A 23,521-nucleotide genomic window follows, 5' to 3' on the forward strand; every position below is an offset into this window, starting at 1 on the left:
CATGCTGGGTGCCGCACTGCTGATCGGAAACTCACGCTATGAGACGCTGCCGCCGCTGCACACGCCGGTGGGAGATGTCGATTATCTCGGTGAGCGCCTGCGCGAGATCGGTTTCGAGACGATCGTCGTGCGCGACGCCGGGCTGGCCACACTGAACCAGAGCATCTCGACTTTCCGGGAGACGGTTGACAGCCTCCCGCCGGAAAGCCGGGTGCTGCTGTATTTCGCCGGACATGGTGTCCAGGATTCGGGTGAGAATTACTTGCTGCCGATCGACGTCGATCCGCCACGCGCTGGAGGTAGCTGGGCGTTGCGCTCGCTTTCGCTCAGCGCATTGCTGACACAGGTCTGCTGGCGCGGAGACCAGCAGAAGCTGATCGCGCTCGACGCCTGCCGGGTAAGCGGCATTCCCAGCACGACACGCAACGGTGATCGCGGGCTGGTGGAAGCGCATCCCAATTCACACCGGCACGTGCACGAGACGATGATCATGTTCGCCGCCGCGCCGGGCGAGGTGGCCAGCGACGGCGGCAGCTCGGGGACAAGCCCTTTCTGTCGCGCATTATGGTCCGCCCTCGAACGCCCCTATCGCCCGCTTGGCGCCATTGGAGCGGAAGTCGCGCGGCTGGTGCGGGCGCAGGAGGGCCACCAAGTTCCGTGGGTACATCACAATTTCATCGACACCTATGAGTGGGATTTTGCGGGGCCGGCACCCGTCGTCACGCCACCGCCTCCCGTGCTTCCCAAGAAGCCGGCGGTGCAGCAGATCTGGAGCGATGATGCTGCCGGCCACAGGACCAACATCTTCATCCAGGTGACGCCGGGCCGCGAAGCCGATCTCGACCAGGCGCTGAACGCCGGGCCGATCCGGGATTTCAGGGAATATGGGACAATCGTGTTCTCATGCCCCGACGACGAGATGAACGAAGGAGTCGCGGCCCACATGCGCGAGCATTACGACCTTGAAGTCGTGATGCCCGAACGCACGACGCCGCGCGTCGCACCTTCGCCCCCGCAACCGCCCACCCAGCCGGCATCCTCGCAAGCGTCGTCGCCACCGCCCCTGTTGGCGGCGCTGCGCCAGCAAATGGGAAGGAGCCGCTGGAAGTGGATCGTGCTGCTGATCCCACCGCAGAATCGAATGCCATTCGCGGTATTCGCCGACAGGCTGCTCGACATCGACAAGAAGTTCGATCGGCCGCAGACGCGGGGCGTAATGGGCGATGTGCTCGACGCCCTGCTCGGCACGCACCTCAGCGCCTTCAACCTCGACACGCTCGCGCTATATGGGACAATCGTCGCCAAGGGCGAGGGTGCCTATATCCCGGCGGACGTCCAGACCAGGATGGCTCGGGAATATGGCGTCGCGTTCGACTGGGCGGACTGGTCGACGATGAACGGCGTAGCGGCGGACTGCCGGAGACTGCCGGGCTGACGGCAAGCCGCGGCAATAACACCATCTGCCCATTTCGACCAATCAGGCCCCGCCGATAGCGCGGGGCGGTTATCTCAAATGCCTTCGTATCGGCCAGGCCCCCATCCGGGAGCGCTGATCCTACGGAGTGATTTGTCATGGAATATGATGGCTTTTCCAACAACGACATCGTCCCGTCGATTCCCGCGATCGTCGAGGGGAACTACGAAGAGCGCACCGCAGTCACGCTGCTGCTCGATATCTCGGACTCGATGCGCGGTCGTCCGATTGACCAGATTCACCAGGGGCTCGAGAAGCTGAAGGCGCTGATCAAGCGTGATTCGCTGGTGGCGTCGAGAGTGTGCATTAGTGTCATTACCTTCGGCGGCAAGGGCCCGGAGCCGGTCACCCTGGTGCAGGACTTCATCGACGGAACCGACTTCGATCAGCAGATCACGCTTACCGCTGGCGGTCTGACGCCGATGGGTGGCGCCGTCGAGCTCGCGCTCGACAAGCAGGAGCAGTTCAAGAGGGACATGCGCGCCAGCGGTGGCACGTACAAGCGCCCCTGGATTGTCCTCATGACCGACGGCGCCCCAACCGACGATTACAAGGCCGTGGCCGCGCGCTGTGCCCAAATGGTGAGCCAGGGGAAGCTCCTGTTCTGGCCGCTTGCCACCGATGGCGCCGATCATGACGTGCTGCTGGAATTCGCCGGCCCCGATGGCCACGTATTCGACGTAGCCGGCGCGGACCTGAGCTCGATGTTCGAATGGGTCGGCGTGTCCGTCGCAAGTGCGTCATACTCGAGCGCCGACGAGGAGGTCCAGTTCACCGCCCCCGGGCGCATCATCACCGCGCGGGTGTGATATGGAACAGGCGCTCCAGGCCATCCGCGAAGTGCCCGCGCCCTTCCGGACCGACAGCCTCGAAACCGACGACTGGCGGGTGGCGGCATGTGCCGTGGCGGGCCCCGGGCATCACGCCCGGGGCCTTGGCTGCGACGACAGTTTCGCCTGGCAGACGCACGGCCAATGGCTCGTCGCGTGCGTGTCCGATGGCGCGGGCTCGGCCCCGCACGGCGCGATCGGCGCACGGATCGGCGCCCGCACGGTCTGCGACGTCGCCGCGTTGCTGCTGCCGGACGATCTCGCCACCCCGGACGATCAAGCCGCGGTCGAGCAGGCGATCGCGATCGGCGTCGGCGCGGCACGCGCCGCGGTGGAACGCGACGCCCGCGATCGCGGCGCGCATCTGCGCCAGTATCACGCAACGCTCGTCGGGATCGTCGCCAAGGGTACCGAGGCGCTGCTGTTCCATATCGGTGACGGCGCGGGCATGGCATTCGGGCGTGCGGCCGGCGACGGCGCCACCGCGACGCTTTCCCCGCCGGAGAATGGCGAGTTCAGCAACCAAACGACCTTCTTCACCTTGCCGCGCTGGCGCGACTATCTGCGCTTCACCAGCACCGGCGGGTTCGACATGGCAGCATTGATGACCGACGGCGTGACGCCGTTCGCGCTCGATCGCGGCGAGCAGCGGCCAGTCGCCGGATTCGTCGATCCGATCTGTGCGACGCTCGACAAGGTCGCGGCCCCGATCGGCGCACTGGCCCTGCACGCGCTGCTCGATCGCCCGGACGTGCGGGCAGCTTGTGACGACGACAAGACCATCCTGTGGCTTGCGCGCATCGGCGCGGCACCGGTCGAGGCGGACCCGAGCGCGGCGGCGCCGGCGCGGCGGCCAAAGATCGACGCCGTCACCTATGTGCTGCACCGGCGACGACGCTGCCGGCGCGCGCGGAGGGCCGCATCATGTGGCTGACGCTGCATACCCACCGCGCCGACGGCAGCCGCCGGGCGGTCCAGATCGACGAGCGCGCGCCGCTGGGTCGCGGAGGGGAGGGCCTGGTCTATCCGCTGCGCCACGACCCGCACTATGTCGTGAAGATGTTCGCCCGGCCCGATGCCGTACGCGAGGCTAAGATCCGGGCGATGATCGCGGCGCCCCCCGCGGTCAACCGCGACGGGCATCTGCACCTCGCCTGGCCCGAAGCGATCGTGACCGACACCAACGGTCGGTTCCTGGGCTATATGATGCCGCGCATCGACATGCGCCGCAGCGTGCCGCTCGACTGGTACCTGCTTCCCGCCCAGCGCAAGGCCGAGCGGCTGCGCGGCGACAGCGAGACCGATCTCGGGTTTCGCCTGACGATCGCACGCAACATCGCGGCAATCCTGGTCGCGATCCATGCAGCCGGGCATGCATTGGTCGACCTCAAGCCCCCCAACATCCTGGTCGATCGCGAGCACGGAACCGTGGTGATCGTCGATTGCGACGGTTCGCGCATCTTCGAACCCGGTCGCATCCACCCCGCATTGGTCGCGACCGAGGAGTATCTCGCGCCCGAATTCCACGGCCGGGTGAAGCAGGCCGATGCCCGGCAGGACCGGTTCGCGCTGGCGGTGATCGTCTTTCGCCTGCTCAACGACGGGCTCTATCCGACCAATGGGACGCCGCTCGATCCCGCCGCCCCGGCTAGCCATATCGGCCGGATCAAGGCGGGCCTGTTCACCGTGAACCCGGCGGCGGCCATGAAACCGCACCCGGGCAGCATCCAGTCGTTCCTGGCCGACGAGACGATCGACCTGTTCCGTCGCGGCCTGTCGGCGGCAGGGTTGTTGCGGCCTGCGCCGTACCATTGGCAATGCCATCTCGAACAGCTGCTGAAACGGGTCCGGCCGTGCCGCGCGGGGCGACATGCGATGCTTCCCAAGGGCTGTCCGTGGTGCGGCGAGATACCGATGGCGCCCAGGCCGGCGCGTTCGGTCGTGTCGCCACCCGTGGTGAAGACGGTTCGCGCCACGCCGCCATCGCCAGCGAACGCGATCGGAGCAGCATGGGTGCGCCTGAACAAGGCTACCAAGGCTGGCGCGGCGACCATTGCGAAGACTGCCGTCATCGCCGCCGCTGCGCTGGCCATGGCGGCAAGCGAGCCGGGCGGACCGCTGGCCGGCAAGCTTTCCGAAAACGCGGCCACCACCGACGACAGTTGCCGTCGCGCGTCGCTGCACACCGGCAATCAGCAGCAAGCGACATGCCCGCCGATCGTGCCTAGCCCGGCTGCGAAGGAGAAAGCCAATGCGTAGGATTTCCAGCGACGGCTGGCAGCAGCTGTCTGACCATCTCGAAACCGAAAGCCGGCGGCGCAAGGGGATGCCGGGCGCAATGTTCGGCGCCGCGATGGGCGCGGCGCGCACGATGGCACGAGCGCCTGGCGGCCGCGTCGATGTCGCGCTGATCCTGACGGCCGCAATTGTCGGGCTCGCTTATGGCGCCGCCGATCTCGACCGGATCGATATCGATTGAGCGCCATTCCGCACATTCAAGGAAGATCGCCATGCAGAACCCGATCCACCCCAGACCCACAACGCACGCGATGAACCAGCGGCCGCAACCCGCACGGATCCCGCACCCGGCGCAGATCGCACCGCCCGCGCAAGCCGCACCGGCCGGGCATGCCGCCGGGCCGCAGCGCAGCCCGGCGGGCCGCTACCCCCTCCCCAGATTCACCATCCAGCAGGTGCAAACCACCTTGTTTCGCCGGCTGCTCGGCTATGCCCTGCTGTTCGGTGCGGCGATCTTCCTGCTGCTCGCGCTCGCCGCCCTACGCAGCAACGAAGTGCACAGCCTGGCGCCGCTCGGCGTCGGGCGGATCGTCGACGAGGCCGGGCGGAACGGATGGGGGATCGCCGGACTGCTGTCGGCACTCGAGAACATGCACTGCGCGGTCGGGTGCGCGATCTTCGGACTGGCAATGGCGCTTGGCGCCATTCCGCCCGCATCCCCGCTGCCGGGGGAGGTCATCAACCTTCGGCGGCGTGGCGACGCGCGGCTTCACTTTCCGGCCCTTGCGGGCGGCCTGCTCATCTTCTGGTTCGGACTGGCAATATCGCTGGGCGGCATTCCGCTGGTCGGCGGACTTGCCGAGGCGGTGGGGATGAGCCTGGCCGCCTGGTCGAGCTGGCGGGTGTTCGTGCCCGAGGCCCGGCACCTGCTGACCGTCATCACCGATACCGACATGGGCTGGTCCAATCGTATCCTGGTGGAAGGCGGCAAGTTCATCCGCAACGGCGTACGCACGATCCGCCCCGACATGGCGGTGCACGCAATCGTCATCACGCCGCTCTGGCTGCGCATCTTCGGGACGGGGCACCTGACCATCGCCTTCACCCAGTCTGACGGCAGCCGCGGTGCGGTGATGCTGCGCGCGGCGGGGCCGCTGCGCGAGCTCAGCGATGTCGCCGGCTATATCAACGGCCGCTGGCAGCGCGCGCTTCGCCCGACAAACCTTCAGGGCATGCAGCAGCCGCTGCGGCCCGCCGACTATCTCTGACCAAGAGAGGCCGATATGTTCAGACAGATCTGGGCAGTCCTGACAAACGATCCAGCAGCGCGCGCGGACCATTTCGACCGCAACAGCCATCAGCAGCATCAGTTGCCGGACCACATGCCCGACCAGGCCAGCGTCCAGTGCCTGGTGGACGACAATCTGACGACCTGGCTCGACGATCCGGGCTTCCAGGAGGCCAATGCGGTGCTCGGTCTGCACGAGGCGGATTCGCAATCATGGCGCGGCATCCCTGCGCAGCCCTTTCTCGACACCGGCAACCAGGAGCCGACCGCCCCGGCCAGCACGCTGTCCGCCATCGACCCGGACGACCACTCCCATCCATCATACCAGCTGATAAGGACCGATGCAGACCATCGCGCGTCGCCATCATCAACTTATGATAACATCAACCCGCGAGACAGCATGACCGGGCATTTCGCGAGCGACGTGCTCCCGCACATGGTGTGGGGCGGCGGATATGCGAGCTACGACATGTCGAATGGCGAGGACCTTTCCGAGGTCGACCGCAACGACGTCCACGCCAACGTCTATCCGTGCCAGAATGGCGTGTTCATCGGCGGGCCTGATTTCCACGGGATCGACGACCCGGTTTCCGCCGCGGGCCAGCTCTCGGCTGAGTCCGGCGCCTCGGTGCCATATACGGCAGTCGAGATGCCGGCGGTCACCACCGCATATGACGCCAGCAACTGGGACGACGGCAGCTGCTCTGCCGATTATGGTGGCGGCTCGTGCGATACGGGCGGGTTTGACGGCGGATCCGGCGACTGACGATGGCACAGCTTTGTCCGGGTTCGCCGATCGCGCGGCAGCACGCGCTGATCATGGCGCGGCGCGGCGCCTCCCGGGAGACGGTCGGGTTCCGCGCGCCCGACAGCGCCGTCGAGACCGGGGCGTGTGAAGAGCTGTTGCTCGACCGCAGCCCCGGCCACGCGCTCATCGTTGGGCCCAGCGGATCGGGCAAGACGCGCAACGTCGCTATTCCCAACTGCCTCTGGTACCTGGGCTCGCTCTTCGCTCTGGACATCAAGGGCGAACTCGCCGAGACGACGGTGCGCCGCCGCCGGGAGCTGGGACAGCAGGTCCATGTGCTTGACCCTTTCGGCATCACCCATTTCGTCGGCGCCGGCATCAATCCGCTCGATCTTCCGGACCCGGCAAGCCCGGAATTCGAAGCCGATTGCTGGATGATCGTCCGGCTGCTCACCGCCGGGCAGATGAGTCTACAGGACCGGTTCTGGGATCAGAGCGCGGAGGCGCTGCTGGCGGCGGTGATCGCCTATCACATCGAATTCATGCCGCCTGAGAATCGCAACTTGGCGGCGGTGCGGACATTCCTATGCAACCCTGACCTCAGCTATCAGATCGAGACGCTGCTCCAGCGACCGGAACTCGCTGCATCACACGGGCTCGCGGCGGACGAGTTCCGCAATTTCCTGGGGCATGAGGGCGAAAAGGTACGCACAAGTATCCGGTCGACCGCAATGCAGCACCTGTCGATCTTCAACGGCAGCCAGATCGTCAACGCGACTTCGACCTCAACTTTCGATCTCGACGCGATCACTCGGGGCGAGCGGATCTCGATCTATCTCGTTGTCCCGCCGCACAGGCTCGAGTCCTTTGCGGCGCTGGTCCGTTTGTGGATCGCGGTGGTGATGACGCAGATCATGCGACGCACCAGCGCGCCCGATCTCCCGACGCTGTTCCTGCTCGACGAGGTCGCGCAGTTGGGCAGTTTCCCGCTGCTGCGAACCGCAGTCACGCTTCTGCGCGGTTATGGCGTCCGCTGCATGATGTTCGTCCAGGACGTCTCGCAGCTCCGCCAGCTCTTTCCAAGCGACCATGCGACGATCGTCAACAATTGTTCTACCGTCGCGACGCTGGGGCACGCGTCCTACGCCATGTCACGCGAACTCTCCGACCTGCTGGGCGATATCTGTGCGGACGACCTGTTCGCGATGGACGGCGACACGATTGCGGTGCGGCAATTTGGCCAGCGCACCGCACGATCAAAAAGGGTCGACTATCTCAAGGACGATCTGTTCGCGGGTCAGTTCGACCGGCCGCGGATGGCACCGATCGGTCCCACTGGCCCCGGGGAACACCACTCGGACGCGCTGGTCGGCATGAACCCCGCATCGCTGCGTGGTTGAGGAATACCATCTTGTTCGAACAGGACAGGCCTTGATGCTTCAAACGAAGCATTGCGCACTATATGCCTTCGTTCCGGTGCAATCTCCATATTGGGAATTCCGTAAATCCCGGCATGATGATGACAGACGGCATTCCTAGTCGTTGTTGTAAACGTCTCGGGGGTATATGCGTAAGCTATTAGCCGGCGGGCTTGCTCTGGGCATTCTGTCCGCTTCGTATGCCTTGGCCACAGAAACTGTGACCTATTCTTACGATGCGAAGGGTCGCCTGGTGAAGGTAGAGCGCTCGGGCACTGTGAACAACAGTGTCAAATCCGAATACGCTTACGACAAGGCCAATAATCGGAAGAACGCCAAGGTGACGGGGTCGCTGAACTCCGCGCCGTAAGTCGCGGCGAAGTTTCCTCGATATCGCAGATCGATGCCTCTCCAGACCGCCCAAGGCATCCGATTTCGTTCCCCTTTCGAGATAGAGATTGGTCCGGCGATAGTCGGCAGCGCACACTCAGCGCCGGGCGCTTTGATGTCCGCGCCACCTCGCCCGGGCACCGTATAATACAGCAGCATTTCCACCGAAATATCAAATAAGTATCTCTTGGAGGTATTGATGGCCTGCTTTGACATGCAGAAGTTTCGTTCGGTGCTTTTGATTTCGACGGTCTTGTCCACCGGCGTCATGGGCATGGCGGCCAAGGGACAAACTGTCGCGCCACCGCCTCCACGTGAGTCGATCGACGCCAACGGCGTCGACTTGTTTCTAGGAACGATGAACGCCGAAACCAACAAGCTGCAAATGGGATCCGGCGAGAATAGCGCATCCTTCTATCTCATGTTCAAGGGCAATATTGGCTGGTCCGATAACGTCGCATCACGAATAACGATCTATGGCACGCGTGCAGTAGTGCTCTGGCTCGGCAGGTCATATGAATTCATAAATGGTCCTTCATATGCCCCGACCGCAGCAGACGGGACTGTGCTGACGAAGAATGGGAACATATATTCCTTTACAGCAGCTGACGGCACGGTCGTTCGATTTGACGCGACATTGGCCATCAATGGCCCACCTAATTTGGGGGCTCATATTCTGGATGCTACTAGTCCGAACGGATACAAAATAACATACCAATATGAACTGAAGAAATACCGCAAGCGCGTACAAACTCCGGACGGCCCAGATTTTGTAGATGTCGATGTATATCGAATGAAATCTGCCACCTCTTCCTCTGGATATCTGACAGAATTTACCTATCAGGTCGATTCACCAGGTTCCAATGGAGCTGCCTTCTATAAATTTTATTCGGTGGCCAGCACCAAGCAGACAAATACGCTAGCTGCCGCCTCGCCGTCTCAGACGATGACGACTACTATCGATAGCACCGGACAGCTGCTCACTATTGTCGATCCCATGGGGCGCCAGTCCACCTATCGTACCCAGAGTGGTATCTATCTGGCAGGTATCCAAGGAGCCGGCCAGTCCAGCGAGAGCGTAACCGTCACCTATGATGGTTCGAACCGCGTCTTCAGTGTGACGAACGCTTCGGGCACGACAACGTACACCTACAGCGATAGTGGCAATAGCCGGACCACTACCGTCACGAATTCGCTCGGCAACGCCGTGACCTATGTCTTCGACATTGCACTGCAAAGGATGCGATCGAGCAAAGACTCGCTGCAGCGCCTGACCCAATGGGATTATGACGCATCGGGGCGTGCCACCAAGGTGACGGCGCCCGACGGCAATTACACGCAGTATAGCTATGACACGCGCGGCAATGTCATCGAGACCCGGGAAGTCGCCAAGTCGAATTCCGGGTTGGCGGACATCGTGACTACCGCGGGATATGACGCATCTTGCACCTCCCCCGCCAAATGCAATCGGCCGAACTGGACCAAGGATGCAAAGGGCAATCAGACCGACCTCACTTATAATGTGACGACTGGCCGGCTTCTGACCCTTGCAGCCCCCGCCGCCGCCTTGGGGGGCATTCGCCCAACGACTACCTATGGGTATACGGCAGCTGGCGGCGTGCAGATGGTTAGCAGCATTTCTGCGTGCCAGACGGCCGCATCGTGCGCGGGCACGGCCGATGAGTTGAAGAAGACGATCGCCTATAACGCCAATGGCCTTCCGACCTCGATCGCGATTGGTGCGGGCGATGGCTCCCTGGCGGCAACCACCACCATCGCGTATGACGCGATAGGCAATGCCACAAGCGTGGACGGGCCGCTTGCCGGAACCGCGGACACCATAGTGTATCGCTACAATGCCGATCGCGAACTGGTCGGCGTGGTATCGCCGGATCCGGACGGAGCGGGGCCGCGGAAACCACGCGCGGAGAGATTGGTCCGCGATGGCCGAGGCCGGGTGACCCTTGCCGAGCAGGGCAACGTAAATAGCCAGAGCGACGCGGACTGGACTGGGTTTGCAAGCCAGCAGCAGCTCGCAATCGACTACGATATTGGCGACCGCACGACAAAGCGGACCGCGAGCGCGGGCGGGGCCGTCTATCAGGTAACGCAATACGGGTACGATGCCGGCGGTCGGCCGGAGTGCACCGCATTACGGATGAACGCTGCCACATGGGGCTCGCTGCCGGCGTCTGCGTGCACGCCCGGGACTGCCGGCACAGCCGGACCCGACAGGATCACCCGCAACAGCTATGACACCGCCAACCAGCTCACCAAGGTGCAGACCGCCTATGGGACTGCCGATCAATCGGACGAGGCGACGAGCACCTATACGAACAACGGTAAGATCGCGACGGCAACCGACGGCGAAGGCAACAAGACCAGCTACGAGTATGACGGGTTCGATCGCCTGTCCGTGACCCGCTTTCCGGTCAACGCCGCAGGCGCCGCAACCAGTTCGGCCACCGACTATGAGCAACTCGGCTACGACCCCGCAGGCAACGTGACGAGCCGCCGCCTGCGCGACGGGCAAACCATCACTTATGGTTATGATGACCTTGGCCGAATTGCCAGCAAGACGACGCCGAACAACGCATATCTCGATTGGGATGTGGCCTATAGCTACGATCTGCTCGGACGGCTGAAAAATGCGACCGGCAATGGCTATGCAGTCAACGCCTTCATCTATGACGCCCTTGGGCGGGTGGTCGACGAGCAGAACTACAATGCCGGCACGCTTCACGCTTATGATCTCGCCGGACGGCAGACGCGGCTCACCTGGAGCGATGGCTCCCATGTCGACTATGACTACAGCGTCACGGGCGAAGTAACCGCTATCCGGGAGAATGGCGCGACCTCGGGCACGGGCGTACTGGCGAGCTACACCTATGATGACCTGGGCCGACGCACCGGCGTAACGCGCGGCAATGGCACCACCACCAGCTATGGTTATGACGCGCTCTCACGCCTTGGGTCGCTGACTCAGGATCTGGCCGGAAGCGGCTATGACTTCACCAACGGATTCACCTATAATCCGGCCAATCAGATCGCATCGCTGACGCGCTCCAACGATGCTTATGCCTGGGGCGGGCATTACAATGTCGATCGCCCCTATGCGATCAACGGCCTGAATCAGGTGACGGCTGCCGGGGTGACGCCGCTGGGCTATGACGGCCGCGGAAACCTGACGAGCTCTGGCGGCTCCAGCTACGACTATACTTCGGAGAACCGCATGTCGTCCGCGCCGGGCGTCACGATGGTTTATGAACCGGCCGGCGGACAGCTGCTCCAATATTACACCGGCCCTGCCGGAGATACGCGTTTCGCTTGGTCGGGCAGCCAGATGACGGCAGAGTATAATTCCACCAGCGGCACGATCCTGCGGCGCTATGTCTGGGGGCCCCGCACCGACGAGCCGGTAGTGTGGTACGAGGGGTCCGGGACTGCCGACCGGCGTTGGCTTCACGCGGATGAACGTGGCTCCATCGTTGCAGTTACCAATGCCTCGGGCAGCGTCATCGGCGTGAACAGCTATGACGAGTACGGCATTCCTGCTGCAGGCAATATCGGCCGCTTCCAATATACCGGGCAAGCGTGGCTACCTGAGCTCGGAATGTATTATTACAAGGCTCGTTTCTACTCCCCCACGCTGGGCCGTTTCATGCAGACCGACCCAATCGGGTACGGCGATGGGATGAATTTGTACAACTATGTGGGAGGGGATCCGGTAAATCTCACAGATCCAACCGGATTGGACGCCAGATGCAAAGACGGCACCGAAGTGAAGGCCAGCGATACGCGAGACGATTCATGTCAAGACCATGGGGGCTATGACGAAGAATCTTTCTCAAATGGAGGCGGCACTCACAGCTACGGCGGAATCAGTGGGAGCCTGACGTTCGGCATTCCTAGCGGTAATTTCGGGCTCGTCTCGTCAGCCCTGGGTGGGTCGGGCTCCGCGGGTGTAAAATTGCCGAAACCCCAGGATGGATATCGTTGCCTGGAGTCCGCAGTGGCCTTCGGGCAAGGATTGAAGGATTGGGCGAAGACAGCAAACTCCTATGGCACGAACATCGCAATCGTAGCCGGCGCAGCTGTGATTATACCTGGCGGGCAAGCCTTTGCGCCCGAGCTGGGCATCCTCTCAGGTATATCTTTTGCCGTTGGTGGCGTGCTTGATATCGCCGGCTCGACGGTTATTGCCGTTGAGACGGGAGATTACAGGGGATATGGCTTTGATGCAGCGTCAGCTATTCTTGGCCAGATCACAGGCACTGGGCACGCCGTTACAGATGCAGCGGGGGCAAAAATAATTGATACCATGAGCGGCGCCGCTCAGGAAGCCAATGGCATTAGCCCTAAGTGCCCAGGAGCATAGCGATGACAGAACTTAAGAGAATCCATCTCTTAATTTGTATAATGTTTGCAATAGCACTATCAGCTAATCTTTACAGGATTAGCATCCTGCTTGGCTGGATTGCTTTGGCGATTGTTATATTAGGCTCAGTATGGGCTTGGAAGAAATTTGCCAACTAGGGAGATTTCGCGATCTTGCAGGTCGCAGAAACTCGGGCGCTATCTCACCAGAAATCGTTGGAGCCATTGACTGTGGCATGATTTCAGGTCTGCCGCATGCGATGGTCAACTCGAACATAGACCGGCCGAATCGTGAGCGCCGACGGCGTTCTCCGTACGGCCATGCTGGCATCGCGCTAAGGCAGAAAGCTGGCGCACCCGACAGGATTCGAACCTGTGGCCTCTGCCTTCGGAGGGCAGCGCTCTATCCAGCTGAGCTACGGGTGCCTGGAGCCAGAACAGGGCGCCTAGCAAAGCATTTGCGGCGGCGCCAGCCCCCTCAGTGCGCGGAATCCGTCTTCGGCTTTTTCGGCGCGGGGGTCTTGGGCTTGTAGGGACACAGATCCTCGACCACGCAGCGCCAGCATTCCGGCGTGCGCGCCTTGCAGGTGTAGCGGCCGTGCAGGATCAGCCAGTGATGCGCGTGCAGCCGGAAGGGCTGGGGCACCACCTTCTCCAGCTTCTTCTCCACCGCCAGCACCGTCTTGCCCGGCGCCAGCTTGGTGCGGTTGCCGACGCGGAAGATGTGCGTGTCGACCGCGAAGGTCTCCGCCCCGAACGCAACGTTCATCACCACGTTCGCAGTCTTGCGCCCCACGCCCGGCAGTTGCTCCAGCGCCTCGCGGTCATTGGGCACTGCACCGCCGTGATCGCGGATCAGCGCCTCGGACAGCGCGATCACGTTCTTCGCCTTGGTGTTGAACAGCCCGATCGTCTTGATGTGCTGCTTGAGCCCCTCCTCGCCCAGCGCGACCATCTTGGCCGGCGTGTCGACCTCGCGGAACAGCGCACGCGTTGCCTTGTTCACCCCGGCATCGGTCGCCTGGGCCGAGAGCACCACCGCGACGAGCAAGGTATAGTCGTTGACCGATTCGAGCTCGGTCTCGGGATGGGGATTGTCCGCGGCAAGGCGCGAGAAGAACTCGAAGACGTCTTCGCGCTTCACCCGCCCAGCACCTGGTCCATCGTGTAGCGGCCCGCCGGCTTGTCCGCGAGCCACAGCGCCGCGCGCACCGCGCCGCGCGCGAAGATCGCCCGGTCGTCGGCGCGGTGGGTGAGCTCGATCCGCTCGCCATTGGTCGCGAAGACGACGCTGTGGTCGCCCACCACCGATCCGCCGCGCAGGCTGGCAAGCCCGATGGTACCGGTGGCGCGGGGCCCCACCGTGCCGGCGCGGTCGGTCACCTCGGCCTCGGCAAGCGTCGTGCCCATGCCGGTGGCGGCGGCATTGCCGAGCATCAGCGCGGTGCCCGAGGGCGCGTCGGCCTTGTGGCGGTGGTGCATCTCGACGATCTCGATGTCCCAGTCGGCACCCAGCTGCTGTGCCGCCTCGCGCACCAGCCGCTGGAGCAGCCCGATGCCGAGCGAGGTGTTGCCGGTCTGGAGCACCGCGATCTCCTGCGCCGCCGCATCGATCAGCGCGTGATGCTGGGGCGAGAGCCCGGTCGTGCCCACCACGATCGGCTTGCCGGCGGCGCGCGCGGCGGCGAGGTGCACCTCGAGCGCCTGGGCGGCGGAGAAGTCGATCAGCACGTCCGCTTCGGCTGCAATAGCGCCGGGATCGTCCTGGGCGTCGGCGCCGCCGGCAATGCGTGCGCTCATCTCGGGCGCCACCGCCGCGATCGCCTGCCCCATTCGGCCGAGGCTGCCATAGATGCCGATGCTGGTCATGCACGCTCCTCTGGCACAGCGGCGGGAGCGCGCAATAGGGTTATTTCGCGTCCTCGTCCTGCTTCTTCGGCTTCTTGCCCAGCGCGATGGTGGCGGTGGCCATCAGTCCCACGCCCTTGGCGCCGGGCAATTCGCGCTGCACCGCCACCACACTGCCCTTGCCGCCGCCGGGCAAGCGGAAGTCGGGACGCAGCGGCTTCTCGGCCCAGCGCGCCTCGTCGAGCGCGGGCAGGCGCATACCGTTCGGATTGCCGCAAACGGTGATCGTGTCCCCACCTGGCCGGCAGGGCCGCTTCGGCACCATCGCGGCGTCGCCCGCCTCGTCGGGACTGGGAAAGATCGGCGCCCGGTCCTGCGGGGCGAGCGCGGCGAGGAGGAAGGCGGTGAGCACGGTCCGAGTGAACCGGTGATTTGCGGCACCGGCGTGGCAAATGCCCGGAAACGACACGAATACACTCCGGCGCCGCGATCGTGCTTCGAGACAGCGCGTCAGCGTTGCGCGCGGTGGCGGCGGGCGTGGTTCATGCCTATCCTGCCGCCATGCGCACCCTCCACAACATCGTCATCCTCACCGGCGCCGGGCTTTCGGCGGAGAGCGGCATCGCCACCTTCCGGGGGCCGGGCGGGCTATGGGAGGGGCATCGGGTCGAGGATGTCTGCACGCCGGAGGCACTCGCCCGCGATCCAGAGCTGGTCCACCGCTTCTATGACGCGCGCCGGGCGAAGCTGGACGAAGTCGTGCCCAATGCCGCGCATGGTGCGCTCGCCCGGCTCGACGCCGAATGGCACGGCGGACTGCTGATCGTCACCCAGAATGTCGACGATCTGCACGAACGCGCGGGCGCGAACCGTATGCTCCACATGCACGGCGAACTGAAATCCGCGCTCTGCGCGGCCTGCGGCGACAATGGGGAATGGGAAGGGTCGCTGCCGCCCGATAGCGAATGCCCCGATTGCGGCAGCCCGGCGCTGCGCCCCGACATCGTGTTCTTCGGCGAGATGCCCTATCACATGGAAGTGATCGAGCAGGCGCTGGCCGATGCCGACCTGTTCGTCTCGATCGGCACCTCGGGCGCAGTCTACCCGGCCGCCGGCTTCGTCCAGACTGCCCGCTATCACGGCGCGCAGACGCTTGAGCTCAACCTCGATCCCAGCGCCGGGAGCAGCTGGTTCGGCGAGACCCGGCTCGGCCCGGCCGGCACCCTGGTTCCCCTATGGGTGGAGGAGATGCTCGCCGCTCAGGCGTGACCGACGACATGGAGATGCGGCGCGCGGCTGTTCACGAACACTTCCTCGCGCGCCACCGGCGACCAGGGCAGCCAGCGGAACCAGGTATAGATGGTCCGCCACTGCTCGCCTGCCGGCACCTGGAGCAAGGTCTTGTAGGGCCGCTTCGCCCTGGGCCAGTAGAACAGGTGCAGGCGGACCTCGCCGCGCACCAGCCCGTCCAGCGTGTCGACGAACCTGGCCTCCGCATCGGGATCGGCATCGAGATGGAATTCGGCGGTGAACAACTCGCTGCGGATCAGCAGCAGGTCGCGCGACCAGACCAGCTTCAGCGCGATGCGAAGACCGTATTGGACCGGCAGTTCGAGCTCGAGATAGTCCGGCCCGGCATCGGCGCCGCGCATGCGCAGGCCGTGGCGCTCGGCCAGCACCGTGAACAGCGCCCTTGCCCGCGCCACATGCCAGTCGCTGAAATCCATGGCCCCAAGATGCGGTACCATGCCCCGCATCGCAATGGCGGGTCTTACCTATCCGTGCCAATTCCGCGCGCGAGCAGCTTCGCGACCGTGTCGGCGATCGCTTCGGGATCCACGTCCTCCTGCCAGACGCTGTAGCGCAGGCCCAGGAACACGTTCATCCCCATGATCGCCCAGGCATGGATTTCGTTCACATCCTCGCGCACTTCGCCCCGCTCGGCCGCTGCCTGGAGGCGCTTGGCAATGCGCTCGGCGGTGGTCGCATAATGCATGCGGAAGCTTTCGGGATCGACGAACTCGGCCTCGTCGATGATCCGGTAGATCTCCTTGTGCTCCCGCGCGAAGCGGATGAAGGCGAGCAAGGCCGCCTGCTCCGCCGCGATCTGGCCGCCGGTCGCGCCCTTGATCGCCGGCGCGACATGCTCGCGCACCTGCTCGCTCATGTCGCGGACCAGCGCGCGGAACACGTCGTCCTTCGAATCGAAATAGGTGTAGAAGCTGCCCAGCGCGACGCCCGCCCGGCGGGTGATCCCGCTGATCGAGCCTTCGTGGAACCCCTTGGCGCCGAATTCCTCGGCCGCAGCATCGAGGATCAGGCGCAGCGTGCGCCGCCCGCGCGCGGTGCGCGGCTCCTTGCCCGCGCTCGCGGCTTCGCTGCCCTGCAGGTCCGATGCTGTGGCGTTCATGCCACGGACCCTAACCATTGCATCTCCCCCTGTCGATCCAAGTTGAAACTTGGTTCAGGTTTCAGTATAGGCTCGGGCAACAAGGTGCAACCCGCGATCAACGACGGGTTCGAGGAGAGGGGATAACTGCATGTCACGCCTGAATTGCGCGCGTTCGATTCTGTTCGCGGGCGCTGCCCTTGCTGCAATCACCGCCGCCCCTGCCATGGCGCAGGATGCTGCCTCCGCCGCTCCGGAAGCGCAGGACAGCGCGCTTGCCGACAGCGGCGAGATCGTCGTCACGGCCCGCCGTCGCGAAGAGAAGCTGCTCGACGTGCCGACCGCGGTGACCGCGCTCACCTCGGCCCAGCTCAACCAGGCCGGCGCCGTCGACCTGACCGACCTGCAGATCGCCTCGCCCAACACCACGCTCAAGGACGCGCGCGGCACCAACTCGACGCTCGCCGCCTTCATCCGCGGCGTCGGTCAGCAGGATCCGGTTCCCGGCTTCGAAGCGGGCATCGGCATCTATCTCGACGACGTCTATCTCAACCGTCCCCAGGCGGCGGTGCTCGATATCTATGACGTCGAGCGGATCGAAGTGCTGCGCGGGCCGCAGGGCACGCTCTATGGCCGCAACACGATCGGCGGCGCGGTGAAGTACGTCACCAAGAAGCTCGAGGATCGCCCGACCCTGTCGGTCCGCGGCAATTACGGCTCGTACAACCAGGCGGACGTGATCGTCAGCGCCTCCACTCCGATCGGCTCGATGCTCAAGTTCGGCATCTCGGGCGCCAGGCTGACCCGCGACGGCTTTGGCGAGAACAAGAATCTCGGCATCGAGAACTACAACAAGAATGTCTGGGCCGGCCGCGCCACGCTCGAGTTCGAGACGCCCGACGAGAAGATGTCGGTGCGGATCACCGGCGACTACACCCATGACAAGTCGAACGCCCGCAACGGCCACCGCCTGTTCCCTGGCCTGCTGACCGGATCGCCGGTGCTGTCCAACGTCTTCGACACCAATGCCGGGCTCAACAGCCCGAAGAACAATGTCGAGGCGGGCGGCATCTCGATGACGATCAACGCCGATGTCAGCGAGCATATCACGCTGCGCAGCATCAGCGCCTATCGCGAGGACACGTCCTACACCCCGATCGACTTCGATTCGACGCCCTCGGTCGATGTCGACGTGCCGGCCTACTACAAGAACAACCAGACCAGCCAGGAATTCCAGGCGCTGGTCCATGGCAGCAAGCTCAACGGCATCCTCGGCTATTATTATCTGGGCGCCAAGGCGACGACCGGCTTCGGCGTGCTGCTGTCGACCACGCTCGCCGGCTTCAACGCCTATACCGCAGGCGATGTGCGCACCGAGACCCACTCGATCTATGGCGACTTCACCTATGACATCACGCCGGCACTGAGCCTCACGCTCGGCGGCCGCTACACCTGGGATCAGCGCAAGTCCTATGTCTTCAAGGCCAGCTATCTCGGCCTGACCCCGGATTTCGGCGGCACCCCGATCCCGGTCGGCGCGCCTTCCACCGATTTCCGCGGCACCGCCAATTTCAAGCGCTTCACCCCGCGCGCCACGCTCAGCTTCAAGCCGAGCGCCGACCACATGGTCTATGCCTCCTATTCGGAAGGCTTCAAGGGCGGCGGCTTCGATCCGCGCGGCTCGGGCACCTCGGCGCCGATCAGCAACCCCGCCGCCGGCCGCACCTATCAGGACATCTACAATTATCTCTCCTTCGATCCGGAGACGGTGAAGAGCTATGAAATCGGCTGGAAGGGCGCGGCGTTCGACCGCCGCCTGAACTGGTCGCTCGCCGGCTTCTATTCGGACTATTCGAACGTCCAGATTCCCGGCTCGGTCGGCTGCCTGATCAACAACGTCCAGAGCTTCTGCGGCATCACCACCAACGCCGCCAAGGCCGACATCAAGGGCGTCGAGCTCGAGACCAACGCGGTGCTGGCGCGCGGCTTTGCCGGCCCGGGCTCGAGCTTCTTCTTCAACGGCGCGGTCGGTTACATCGACGCCAAGTACAAGCGCTTCATCGGGCCGACCGGCGTGGACGTCTCGGCGGTGCGCGTGTTCCAGAACACGCCGGACTGGACGCTGGCCGGCACGCTCGGCGCCTCGCTGCCGGTCGCCGGCGGCGATCTCAACGCCACCACCACCGTCTCCTATCGCGGCCTGACCCACCAGTTCGAGACGGCCAGCCCGTTCCTCGACCAGCCGGGCTATACCCTGCTCGACGCGCACCTGGTCTACACCTTTGGCGACGGGCGCTACTCGATCGGCATCCACGGCAAGAATCTGACCGATGTGCGCTACAAGACCGCCGGCTATCAGTATATCAACAGCCGGATCGACGGCACGCCGATCCTCACGCCTGCCGGCGGCTACACGCCGACCCTGGGCAAGGAAGGCGTCGCCACCGCCTTTTACGGCAATCCGCGCCAGATCTTCGGGTCGTTCAGCCTCAAATTCTGAGTACGCTGCACTGCACCTAAATTCCGGAGTCGGACGTCCCTTGACGTCCGGCTCTTTTGATGCCGAGGTATGGTAATGAACGCTTCCGCCGCATCCCCCGCCAGCCGCCCCGGCTATCCTGGTCTCGTGCTGGCGATGCTGCTGCTCGTCTACACCTTCAACTTCCTCGACCGGCAGATCCTCGGCATCCTCGCCAAGCCGATCATGGAAGATCTGCAGCTCACCAAGACCGAGTTCGGCGCAATCGGCGGGCTGGCCTTCGCGGTGCTCTATTCGGTGCTGGGCGTGCCGCTTGCCTATCTCGCCGACCGGACCAGCCGCTCGGGCGTGATCGCCGGCGCGCTGGCGGTGTGGAGCCTGTTCACCGGGCTGTGCGGCCTGGCGACCGGCTATTGGCAGCTCTTCCTGTTCCGCCTCGGCGTCGGCGTCGGCGAGGCGGGCGGCGTCGCACCGTCCTATGCGGTGATCAGCGACTATTTCCCGCCGGAGCGCCGCGCCCGCGCCCTCGCCATCTATTCACTCGGCATCCCGATCGGCCTGGCGCTCGGCACGTTGCTCGGCGCCTATATCGCGGCTCTGGTCGACTGGCGTGCGGCGTTCATCACCATGGGCGTGATCGGCATCCTGATCGCGCCGGTATTCCGCTGGGTGGTCCGCGACGTGCCGCGCCCCGCCGTCGCCAAGGGCGAGACCACGCCGGTCAGCGCGGTGTTCGGCATCCTCGCGCGCAAGCCCGGCTTCTGGCTGCTCGCCTTCGGCGCCTCGTGCAGCTCGCTGTGCGGCTATGGCCTGGCGCTGTGGACCCCGCTGGTGCTGATGGGCAATTTCGGCTTCGACCTGGTGACCACCGGCCAGTTCATGGCCTCGCTGCTGCTGATCGGCGGCACCGCCGGCGTGTTCGCCGGCGGCTGGTTCGCCGACCGGCTCGGCAAGGGCGACCGCGCCTGGTACGCCTGGCTGCCCGCCATCGCATGGCTGGTCACTGCGCCCCTGTTCGCGATCGGCTTCCTGACGCCCAATCCGTGGATCGCCTGGCCGCTGCTGATCATCCCCAACGGGCTCAACATCCTGTGGCTCGGCCCGGTGACCACCGCCGTGCAGCACATGGTACCGCAGCACATGCGCGCCACCGCATCGGGCAGCTTCCTGCTGATCAACAACCTGATCGGCATGGGGCTCGGCCCGCTGCTGATGGGCTTCCTGTCCGAGGAACTGAAGACCAGCTACGGCGCCGACGCGCTGCGCTACGGCGCGGTATTCTGCCTGGGCTTCTATGTAATTGCCGGCATTCTTGCGCTGCTCGCCGCCCGGCACGTGCGCAAGGGCTGGGTCGACTGAGCCACCCTAGGTAGTTTTCCGACTCGGCGCTTTCCTGAATCGCGCAGATTCCGAATTTGCACGATCATGCAAATGCGTTCCGAGGGGATGCCTTTACGGGACGGCCGGGCGGGGATGGGACCGCCCGGCCACCCCCGCCAGAAAGCAAAGAGCCTCAACGCTCCCGCGTCGCCGCGAACTTCACCTTCGAATAGCGATCGGCGACATAGCCGACCTCCCAGTTCGACTTGGCCATGAACACCGGGTTCCCGTCACGGTCCTTGGCCATCGCGCCGCGGTTGAGCGACATGAACTCGGCCAGGTCCTTGGGATCCTCCGCCGTGATCCAGCGCGCCGTCTCGAACGGCGCCACTTCCAGCCCCGCCGCAACCTTGTACTCGGCATCGAGCCGGCTGAGCAGCACGTCGAGCTGCAGCTGGCCGACCACGCCGATGATCCAGTTCGATCCGATCTCCGGATAGAAGACCTGGGTCACGCCTTCCTCGGCCATGTCGTCCAGCGCCTTGCGCAGCTGCTTGGTCTTGGTCGGATCCTTGAGCGCGACGCGGCGCAGGATCTCGGGCGCGAAGTTGGGCAAGCCGGTGAAGCGCACATCGGCCTTCTCGCTCAGCGTATCGCCGACACGCAGCACGCCGTGGTTCGGAATGCCGATGATGTCGCCGGGGAAGGCCTCGTCGGCCAGCTCGCGCTCGCGGGCGAAGAACAGGATCGGCGAGTGGATCGCGATCGGCTTGCCATGCCCGGTCGGGGTCAGCTTCATGCCACGCTTGAAGGTGCCCGAGACCAGCCGCATGAACGCGATGCGGTCGCGGTGGTTGGGATCCATGTTCGCCTGGACCTTGAACACGAAGCCGGTGACCTGCCCGGCATCGGGCGAAACCGGCGCCGGCTCGGCGGGCAGCGCATGCGGCGGCGGCGCATGCGTCGCGATCGCCTCGATCAGCGAATCGACGCCGAACTCCTTGAGCGCCGATCCGAAATAGACCGGAGTGAGGTCGCCGTGGCGATAGGCCTCGCCGTCGAACGCCGGATAGCCGGCCTGGGCCAGCTCGACATCCTCGCGCAGCTTGGCGAGATTCTCTGCCGAGATGATTTCATCCAGTTGCGGATCGTCGATGCCGCTGGTCTGCACCACCTTGCCATGGAATTCGCGGCTGTCGCCCTCGGGCAGCAGCAGGCGGTTGGTGGCGAGGTCGAAGATGCCCTCGAAGGTGCCGCCCATGCCCACCGGCCAGGTCATCGGGCACACGTCGAGCGCGAGCAGATCGGCGATCTCGTCGAGCGTCTCGAACACGTGCCGGCCTTCGCGATCGACCTTGTTGACGAAGGTGATGATCGGCACGTTGCGCAGCCGGCAGACCTCGAACAGCTTGCGCGTCTGGCTCTCGATGCCCTTGGCGACGTCGATCACCATCACCGCCGAATCGACCGCCGTGAGCGTGCGATAGGTATCTTCCGAGAAGTCCTCGTGGCCCGGCGTATCGAGCAGGTTGAAGGTCACGCCGCCCCGCTCGAAGGTCATCACCGAGCTGGTCACCGAGATGCCGCGCTGCTGCTCGATCTTCATCCAGTCCGAGCGCGCGCGCCGCGCCTGCCCGCGCGCCTTCACTTCGCCGGCAAGATGGATCGCGCCGCCGAACAGCAGCAGCTTTTCGGTCAGCGTGGTCTTGCCCGCGTCGGGGTGCGAGATGATGGCGAAGGTACGGCGGTCTGAAACTGGCATGGTGGCGCGCCCTTTAGAGCATCGCAGCGAAAAGTGGGAACCGGTTTTCGCGTCCGCGATGCGTCAACCAAAGACGCGCCTCAATCGGCCAGCGTCACTCGCATCGTGAAGGTCTTCGCTTCGCCCGGTGCAAAGCGCTGCATCAGCGGCTTGTCCCAGATCTCGCCCTCGAACCCATAGGGGTCCGCGATCCCGTGCCAGGGCTCGATGCACAGATAGCTGGCACCCGGCTTCATCCACAGCCCCAGCGCCGGCGTGTCGGGAAAGTCGCAGACCAGCTGCGGTCCGCCCAGCGCACCATAGCGAAGCGACTGGCTGCGCACCGGATTCCACACCAGCGCATCGCGTTCGAACAGCTCGTCATACAGCTCGAGCACCCGGCCATCGACCGGGCTCTCCCAGCCTTCCGCATCCATCCAGCCGCCCTTGACGATCGCCGCCAGCTCGCCCGGCTCCTGGTCCGCGAAGACGATCTGGTGCTCCTCCTTCGCCGCGCCATAGGGCAGCGGCCAGGCAAAGGCGGGGTGGAAGCCGAAGCTCGCCGGCATGTCGGCATCGCCAGTGTTGGTGACTTTGATGTCCATCGAAAGCGTCGCGTCGCTGAGCGAGAAGGCCGCATCGAGCGTAAAAGCGAAGGGATAGACCGCGCGCGTCGCGTCATTGTCGACCAGCCGCAGCACCACCCGGTCCGCCGACTGCTCGACCAGCACGAAGTCCTGCTTCCGCGCAAAGCCGTGCTGGGGCAGCGCATAGGTCTTGCCGTCCAGCCGATACGCATCGTCCATCAGCCGCCCGACGATCGGGAAGAGCAAAGGCGCACGTCCCGTCCAGAAGGCCGGATCGGCGTCGGTCATCAGCTCGCGCCCCTCGGCATCGGTGAGCGACGACAGCTCGGCCCCGAAGGGATTGATCGCCGCGCCCAGTTCGTCCGACGCAATGCGAATCCAATTGTCAGCCACG

At 64.5% G+C, this 23,521-nt stretch carries 20 protein-coding genes and 1 tRNA gene; 12 read left to right on the top strand and 9 right to left on the bottom strand.

Annotated features, from left to right (window positions below):
• Position 1: 1 nt before the first annotated feature.
• The 8 genes from J2W22_RS02220 to J2W22_RS02255 all read left to right on the top strand — a co-directional run bounded on the left by J2W22_RS02220 (position 2) and on the right by J2W22_RS02255 (position 7,978).
• On the top strand, positions 2-1,435 hold the full coding sequence (locus J2W22_RS02220; RefSeq protein ID WP_307116637.1) for a caspase family protein: 1,434 nt from the start codon (positions 2-4) through the stop codon (positions 1,433-1,435).
• A 137-nt stretch (positions 1,436-1,572) separates the two neighbouring features.
• A complete protein-coding gene (locus J2W22_RS02225) occupies positions 1,573-2,283 on the top strand; it encodes a vWA domain-containing protein (protein WP_307116638.1) in 711 nt (236 codons plus the stop codon).
• Position 2,284: 1 nt separating this feature from the next.
• Positions 2,285-3,238, top strand: a complete 954-nt coding sequence (locus tag J2W22_RS02230) for a PP2C family serine/threonine-protein phosphatase (RefSeq protein ID WP_307116639.1) — start codon at positions 2,285-2,287, stop codon at positions 3,236-3,238.
• Positions 3,229-4,563 carry a protein kinase domain-containing protein gene (locus J2W22_RS02235; RefSeq protein ID WP_307116640.1) on the top strand — a complete coding sequence of 445 codons (1,335 nt, stop codon included), beginning with the start codon at positions 3,229-3,231 and terminating at the stop codon, positions 4,561-4,563. The genes J2W22_RS02230 and J2W22_RS02235 overlap by 10 nt, the downstream gene beginning before the upstream one ends.
• A complete protein-coding gene (locus tag J2W22_RS02240; RefSeq protein WP_307116641.1) occupies positions 4,556-4,783 on the top strand; it encodes a hypothetical protein in 228 nt (75 codons plus the stop codon). The genes J2W22_RS02235 and J2W22_RS02240 overlap by 8 nt, the downstream gene beginning before the upstream one ends.
• A gap of 31 nt (positions 4,784-4,814) precedes the next feature.
• A complete protein-coding gene (locus J2W22_RS02245; RefSeq protein WP_307116642.1) occupies positions 4,815-5,810 on the top strand; it encodes a hypothetical protein in 996 nt (331 codons plus the stop codon).
• 15 nt (positions 5,811-5,825) lie between these two features.
• Positions 5,826-6,596, top strand: a complete 771-nt coding sequence (locus tag J2W22_RS02250) for a hypothetical protein (protein WP_307116643.1) — start codon at positions 5,826-5,828, stop codon at positions 6,594-6,596.
• Between the two features lie 2 nt (positions 6,597-6,598).
• Positions 6,599-7,978: a type IV secretory system conjugative DNA transfer family protein gene (locus J2W22_RS02255; RefSeq protein ID WP_307116644.1), complete on the top strand. Its 1,380-nt coding sequence runs from the start codon at positions 6,599-6,601 to the stop codon at positions 7,976-7,978.
• A gap of 324 nt (positions 7,979-8,302) precedes the next feature.
• Here the strand turns inward: J2W22_RS02255 and J2W22_RS02260 are convergent, their stop codons facing one another.
• Positions 8,303-8,602: a hypothetical protein gene (locus tag J2W22_RS02260; RefSeq protein WP_307116645.1), complete on the bottom strand. Its 300-nt coding sequence runs from the start codon at positions 8,600-8,602 to the stop codon at positions 8,303-8,305.
• On the opposite strand from J2W22_RS02260, the gene J2W22_RS02265 reads away from it, so the two are divergent.
• Positions 8,586-12,764, top strand: coding sequence for an RHS repeat domain-containing protein (locus J2W22_RS02265; RefSeq protein ID WP_307116646.1), 4,179 nt, complete (start codon positions 8,586-8,588; stop codon positions 12,762-12,764). The two genes, J2W22_RS02260 and J2W22_RS02265, sit on opposite strands and share 17 nt — an antisense overlap.
• Before the next feature lie 348 nt (positions 12,765-13,112).
• Here J2W22_RS02265 and J2W22_RS02270 read toward each other — a convergent pair.
• The 4 genes from J2W22_RS02270 to J2W22_RS02285 all read right to left on the bottom strand — a co-directional run bounded on the left by J2W22_RS02270 (position 13,113) and on the right by J2W22_RS02285 (position 15,080).
• Positions 13,113-13,189 (bottom strand) — tRNA-Arg (locus J2W22_RS02270).
• 52 nt (positions 13,190-13,241) lie between these two features.
• Positions 13,242-13,907: an endonuclease III gene (nth, locus tag J2W22_RS02275; RefSeq protein ID WP_307116647.1), complete on the bottom strand. Its 666-nt coding sequence runs from the start codon at positions 13,905-13,907 to the stop codon at positions 13,242-13,244.
• Complete coding sequence (dapB, locus tag J2W22_RS02280; RefSeq protein WP_307116648.1) at positions 13,904-14,632, bottom strand: 4-hydroxy-tetrahydrodipicolinate reductase; 729 nt, start codon at positions 14,630-14,632, stop codon at positions 13,904-13,906. The genes nth and dapB overlap by 4 nt, the downstream gene beginning before the upstream one ends.
• 40 nt (positions 14,633-14,672) lie before the next feature.
• Positions 14,673-15,080, bottom strand: a complete 408-nt coding sequence (locus tag J2W22_RS02285) for a hypothetical protein (protein WP_307116649.1) — start codon at positions 15,078-15,080, stop codon at positions 14,673-14,675.
• Positions 15,081-15,172: 92 nt separating this feature from the next.
• Between J2W22_RS02285 and J2W22_RS02290 the strand changes: the two genes are divergently transcribed.
• On the top strand, positions 15,173-15,880 hold the full coding sequence (locus tag J2W22_RS02290; RefSeq protein WP_307117972.1) for an NAD-dependent deacylase: 708 nt from the start codon (positions 15,173-15,175) through the stop codon (positions 15,878-15,880).
• Here the strand turns inward: J2W22_RS02290 and J2W22_RS02295 are convergent.
• Both J2W22_RS02295 and J2W22_RS02300 read right to left on the bottom strand, forming a co-directional pair.
• A complete protein-coding gene (locus tag J2W22_RS02295) occupies positions 15,871-16,338 on the bottom strand; it encodes a hypothetical protein (protein ID WP_307116650.1) in 468 nt (155 codons plus the stop codon). The two genes, J2W22_RS02290 and J2W22_RS02295, sit on opposite strands and share 10 nt — an antisense overlap.
• A gap of 44 nt (positions 16,339-16,382) precedes the next feature.
• Entirely contained in the window at positions 16,383-17,021 is a 639-nt protein-coding gene (locus tag J2W22_RS02300; RefSeq protein ID WP_307116651.1) for a TetR/AcrR family transcriptional regulator, read from the bottom strand.
• A 130-nt stretch (positions 17,022-17,151) separates the two neighbouring features.
• Here J2W22_RS02300 and J2W22_RS02305 point away from each other — a divergent pair, with 130 nt between their 5' ends.
• Both J2W22_RS02305 and J2W22_RS02310 read left to right on the top strand, forming a co-directional pair.
• Positions 17,152-19,500 carry a TonB-dependent receptor gene (locus J2W22_RS02305; protein WP_307116652.1) on the top strand — a complete coding sequence of 783 codons (2,349 nt, stop codon included), beginning with the start codon at positions 17,152-17,154 and terminating at the stop codon, positions 19,498-19,500.
• 75 nt (positions 19,501-19,575) lie between these two features.
• Positions 19,576-20,838, top strand: a complete 1,263-nt coding sequence (locus J2W22_RS02310; protein WP_307116653.1) for a spinster family MFS transporter — start codon at positions 19,576-19,578, stop codon at positions 20,836-20,838.
• A 154-nt stretch (positions 20,839-20,992) separates the two neighbouring features.
• On the opposite strand, the gene J2W22_RS02315 is transcribed toward J2W22_RS02310, so the two are convergent.
• Together J2W22_RS02315 and J2W22_RS02320 are read right to left on the bottom strand one after the other, a co-directional pair.
• Positions 20,993-22,561, bottom strand: a complete 1,569-nt coding sequence (locus J2W22_RS02315) for a peptide chain release factor 3 (protein WP_307116654.1) — start codon at positions 22,559-22,561, stop codon at positions 20,993-20,995.
• Between the two features lie 80 nt (positions 22,562-22,641).
• On the bottom strand, positions 22,642-23,520 hold the full coding sequence (locus tag J2W22_RS02320) for an aldose 1-epimerase family protein (protein WP_307116655.1): 879 nt from the start codon (positions 23,518-23,520) through the stop codon (positions 22,642-22,644).
• Position 23,521: the final 1 nt, after the last annotated feature.

This window comes from Sphingomonas kyeonggiensis (assembly GCF_030812785.1).
Lineage (GTDB): Bacteria > Pseudomonadota > Alphaproteobacteria > Sphingomonadales > Sphingomonadaceae > Sphingomonas > Sphingomonas kyeonggiensis_B.

Coding starts and splice junctions, on each gene's coding strand:
- J2W22_RS02245 (WP_307116642.1), top strand. CDS start 4,815: ATGCAGAACCCGATCCACCCCAGACCCACAACGCACGCGATGAACCAG.
- J2W22_RS02250 (WP_307116643.1), top strand. CDS start 5,826: ATGTTCAGACAGATCTGGGCAGTCCTGACAAACGATCCAGCAGCGCGC.
- J2W22_RS02240 (WP_307116641.1), top strand. CDS start 4,556: ATGCGTAGGATTTCCAGCGACGGCTGGCAGCAGCTGTCTGACCATCTC.
- J2W22_RS02255 (WP_307116644.1), top strand. CDS start 6,599: ATGGCACAGCTTTGTCCGGGTTCGCCGATCGCGCGGCAGCACGCGCTG.
- J2W22_RS02295 (WP_307116650.1), bottom strand. CDS start 16,338: ATGGATTTCAGCGACTGGCATGTGGCGCGGGCAAGGGCGCTGTTCACG.
- dapB (WP_307116648.1), bottom strand. CDS start 14,632: ATGACCAGCATCGGCATCTATGGCAGCCTCGGCCGAATGGGGCAGGCG.
- J2W22_RS02315 (WP_307116654.1), bottom strand. CDS start 22,561: ATGCCAGTTTCAGACCGCCGTACCTTCGCCATCATCTCGCACCCCGAC.
- J2W22_RS02310 (WP_307116653.1), top strand. CDS start 19,576: ATGAACGCTTCCGCCGCATCCCCCGCCAGCCGCCCCGGCTATCCTGGT.
- J2W22_RS02225 (WP_307116638.1), top strand. CDS start 1,573: ATGGAATATGATGGCTTTTCCAACAACGACATCGTCCCGTCGATTCCC.
- J2W22_RS02235 (WP_307116640.1), top strand. CDS start 3,229: ATGTGGCTGACGCTGCATACCCACCGCGCCGACGGCAGCCGCCGGGCG.
- J2W22_RS02220 (WP_307116637.1), top strand. CDS start 2: ATGCTGGGTGCCGCACTGCTGATCGGAAACTCACGCTATGAGACGCTG.
- J2W22_RS02260 (WP_307116645.1), bottom strand. CDS start 8,602: ATGTCAAAGCAGGCCATCAATACCTCCAAGAGATACTTATTTGATATT.
- J2W22_RS02265 (WP_307116646.1), top strand. CDS start 8,586: ATGGCCTGCTTTGACATGCAGAAGTTTCGTTCGGTGCTTTTGATTTCG.
- J2W22_RS02300 (WP_307116651.1), bottom strand. CDS start 17,021: ATGAACGCCACAGCATCGGACCTGCAGGGCAGCGAAGCCGCGAGCGCG.
- J2W22_RS02290 (WP_307117972.1), top strand. CDS start 15,173: ATGCGCACCCTCCACAACATCGTCATCCTCACCGGCGCCGGGCTTTCG.
- J2W22_RS02305 (WP_307116652.1), top strand. CDS start 17,152: ATGTCACGCCTGAATTGCGCGCGTTCGATTCTGTTCGCGGGCGCTGCC.
- J2W22_RS02230 (WP_307116639.1), top strand. CDS start 2,285: ATGGAACAGGCGCTCCAGGCCATCCGCGAAGTGCCCGCGCCCTTCCGG.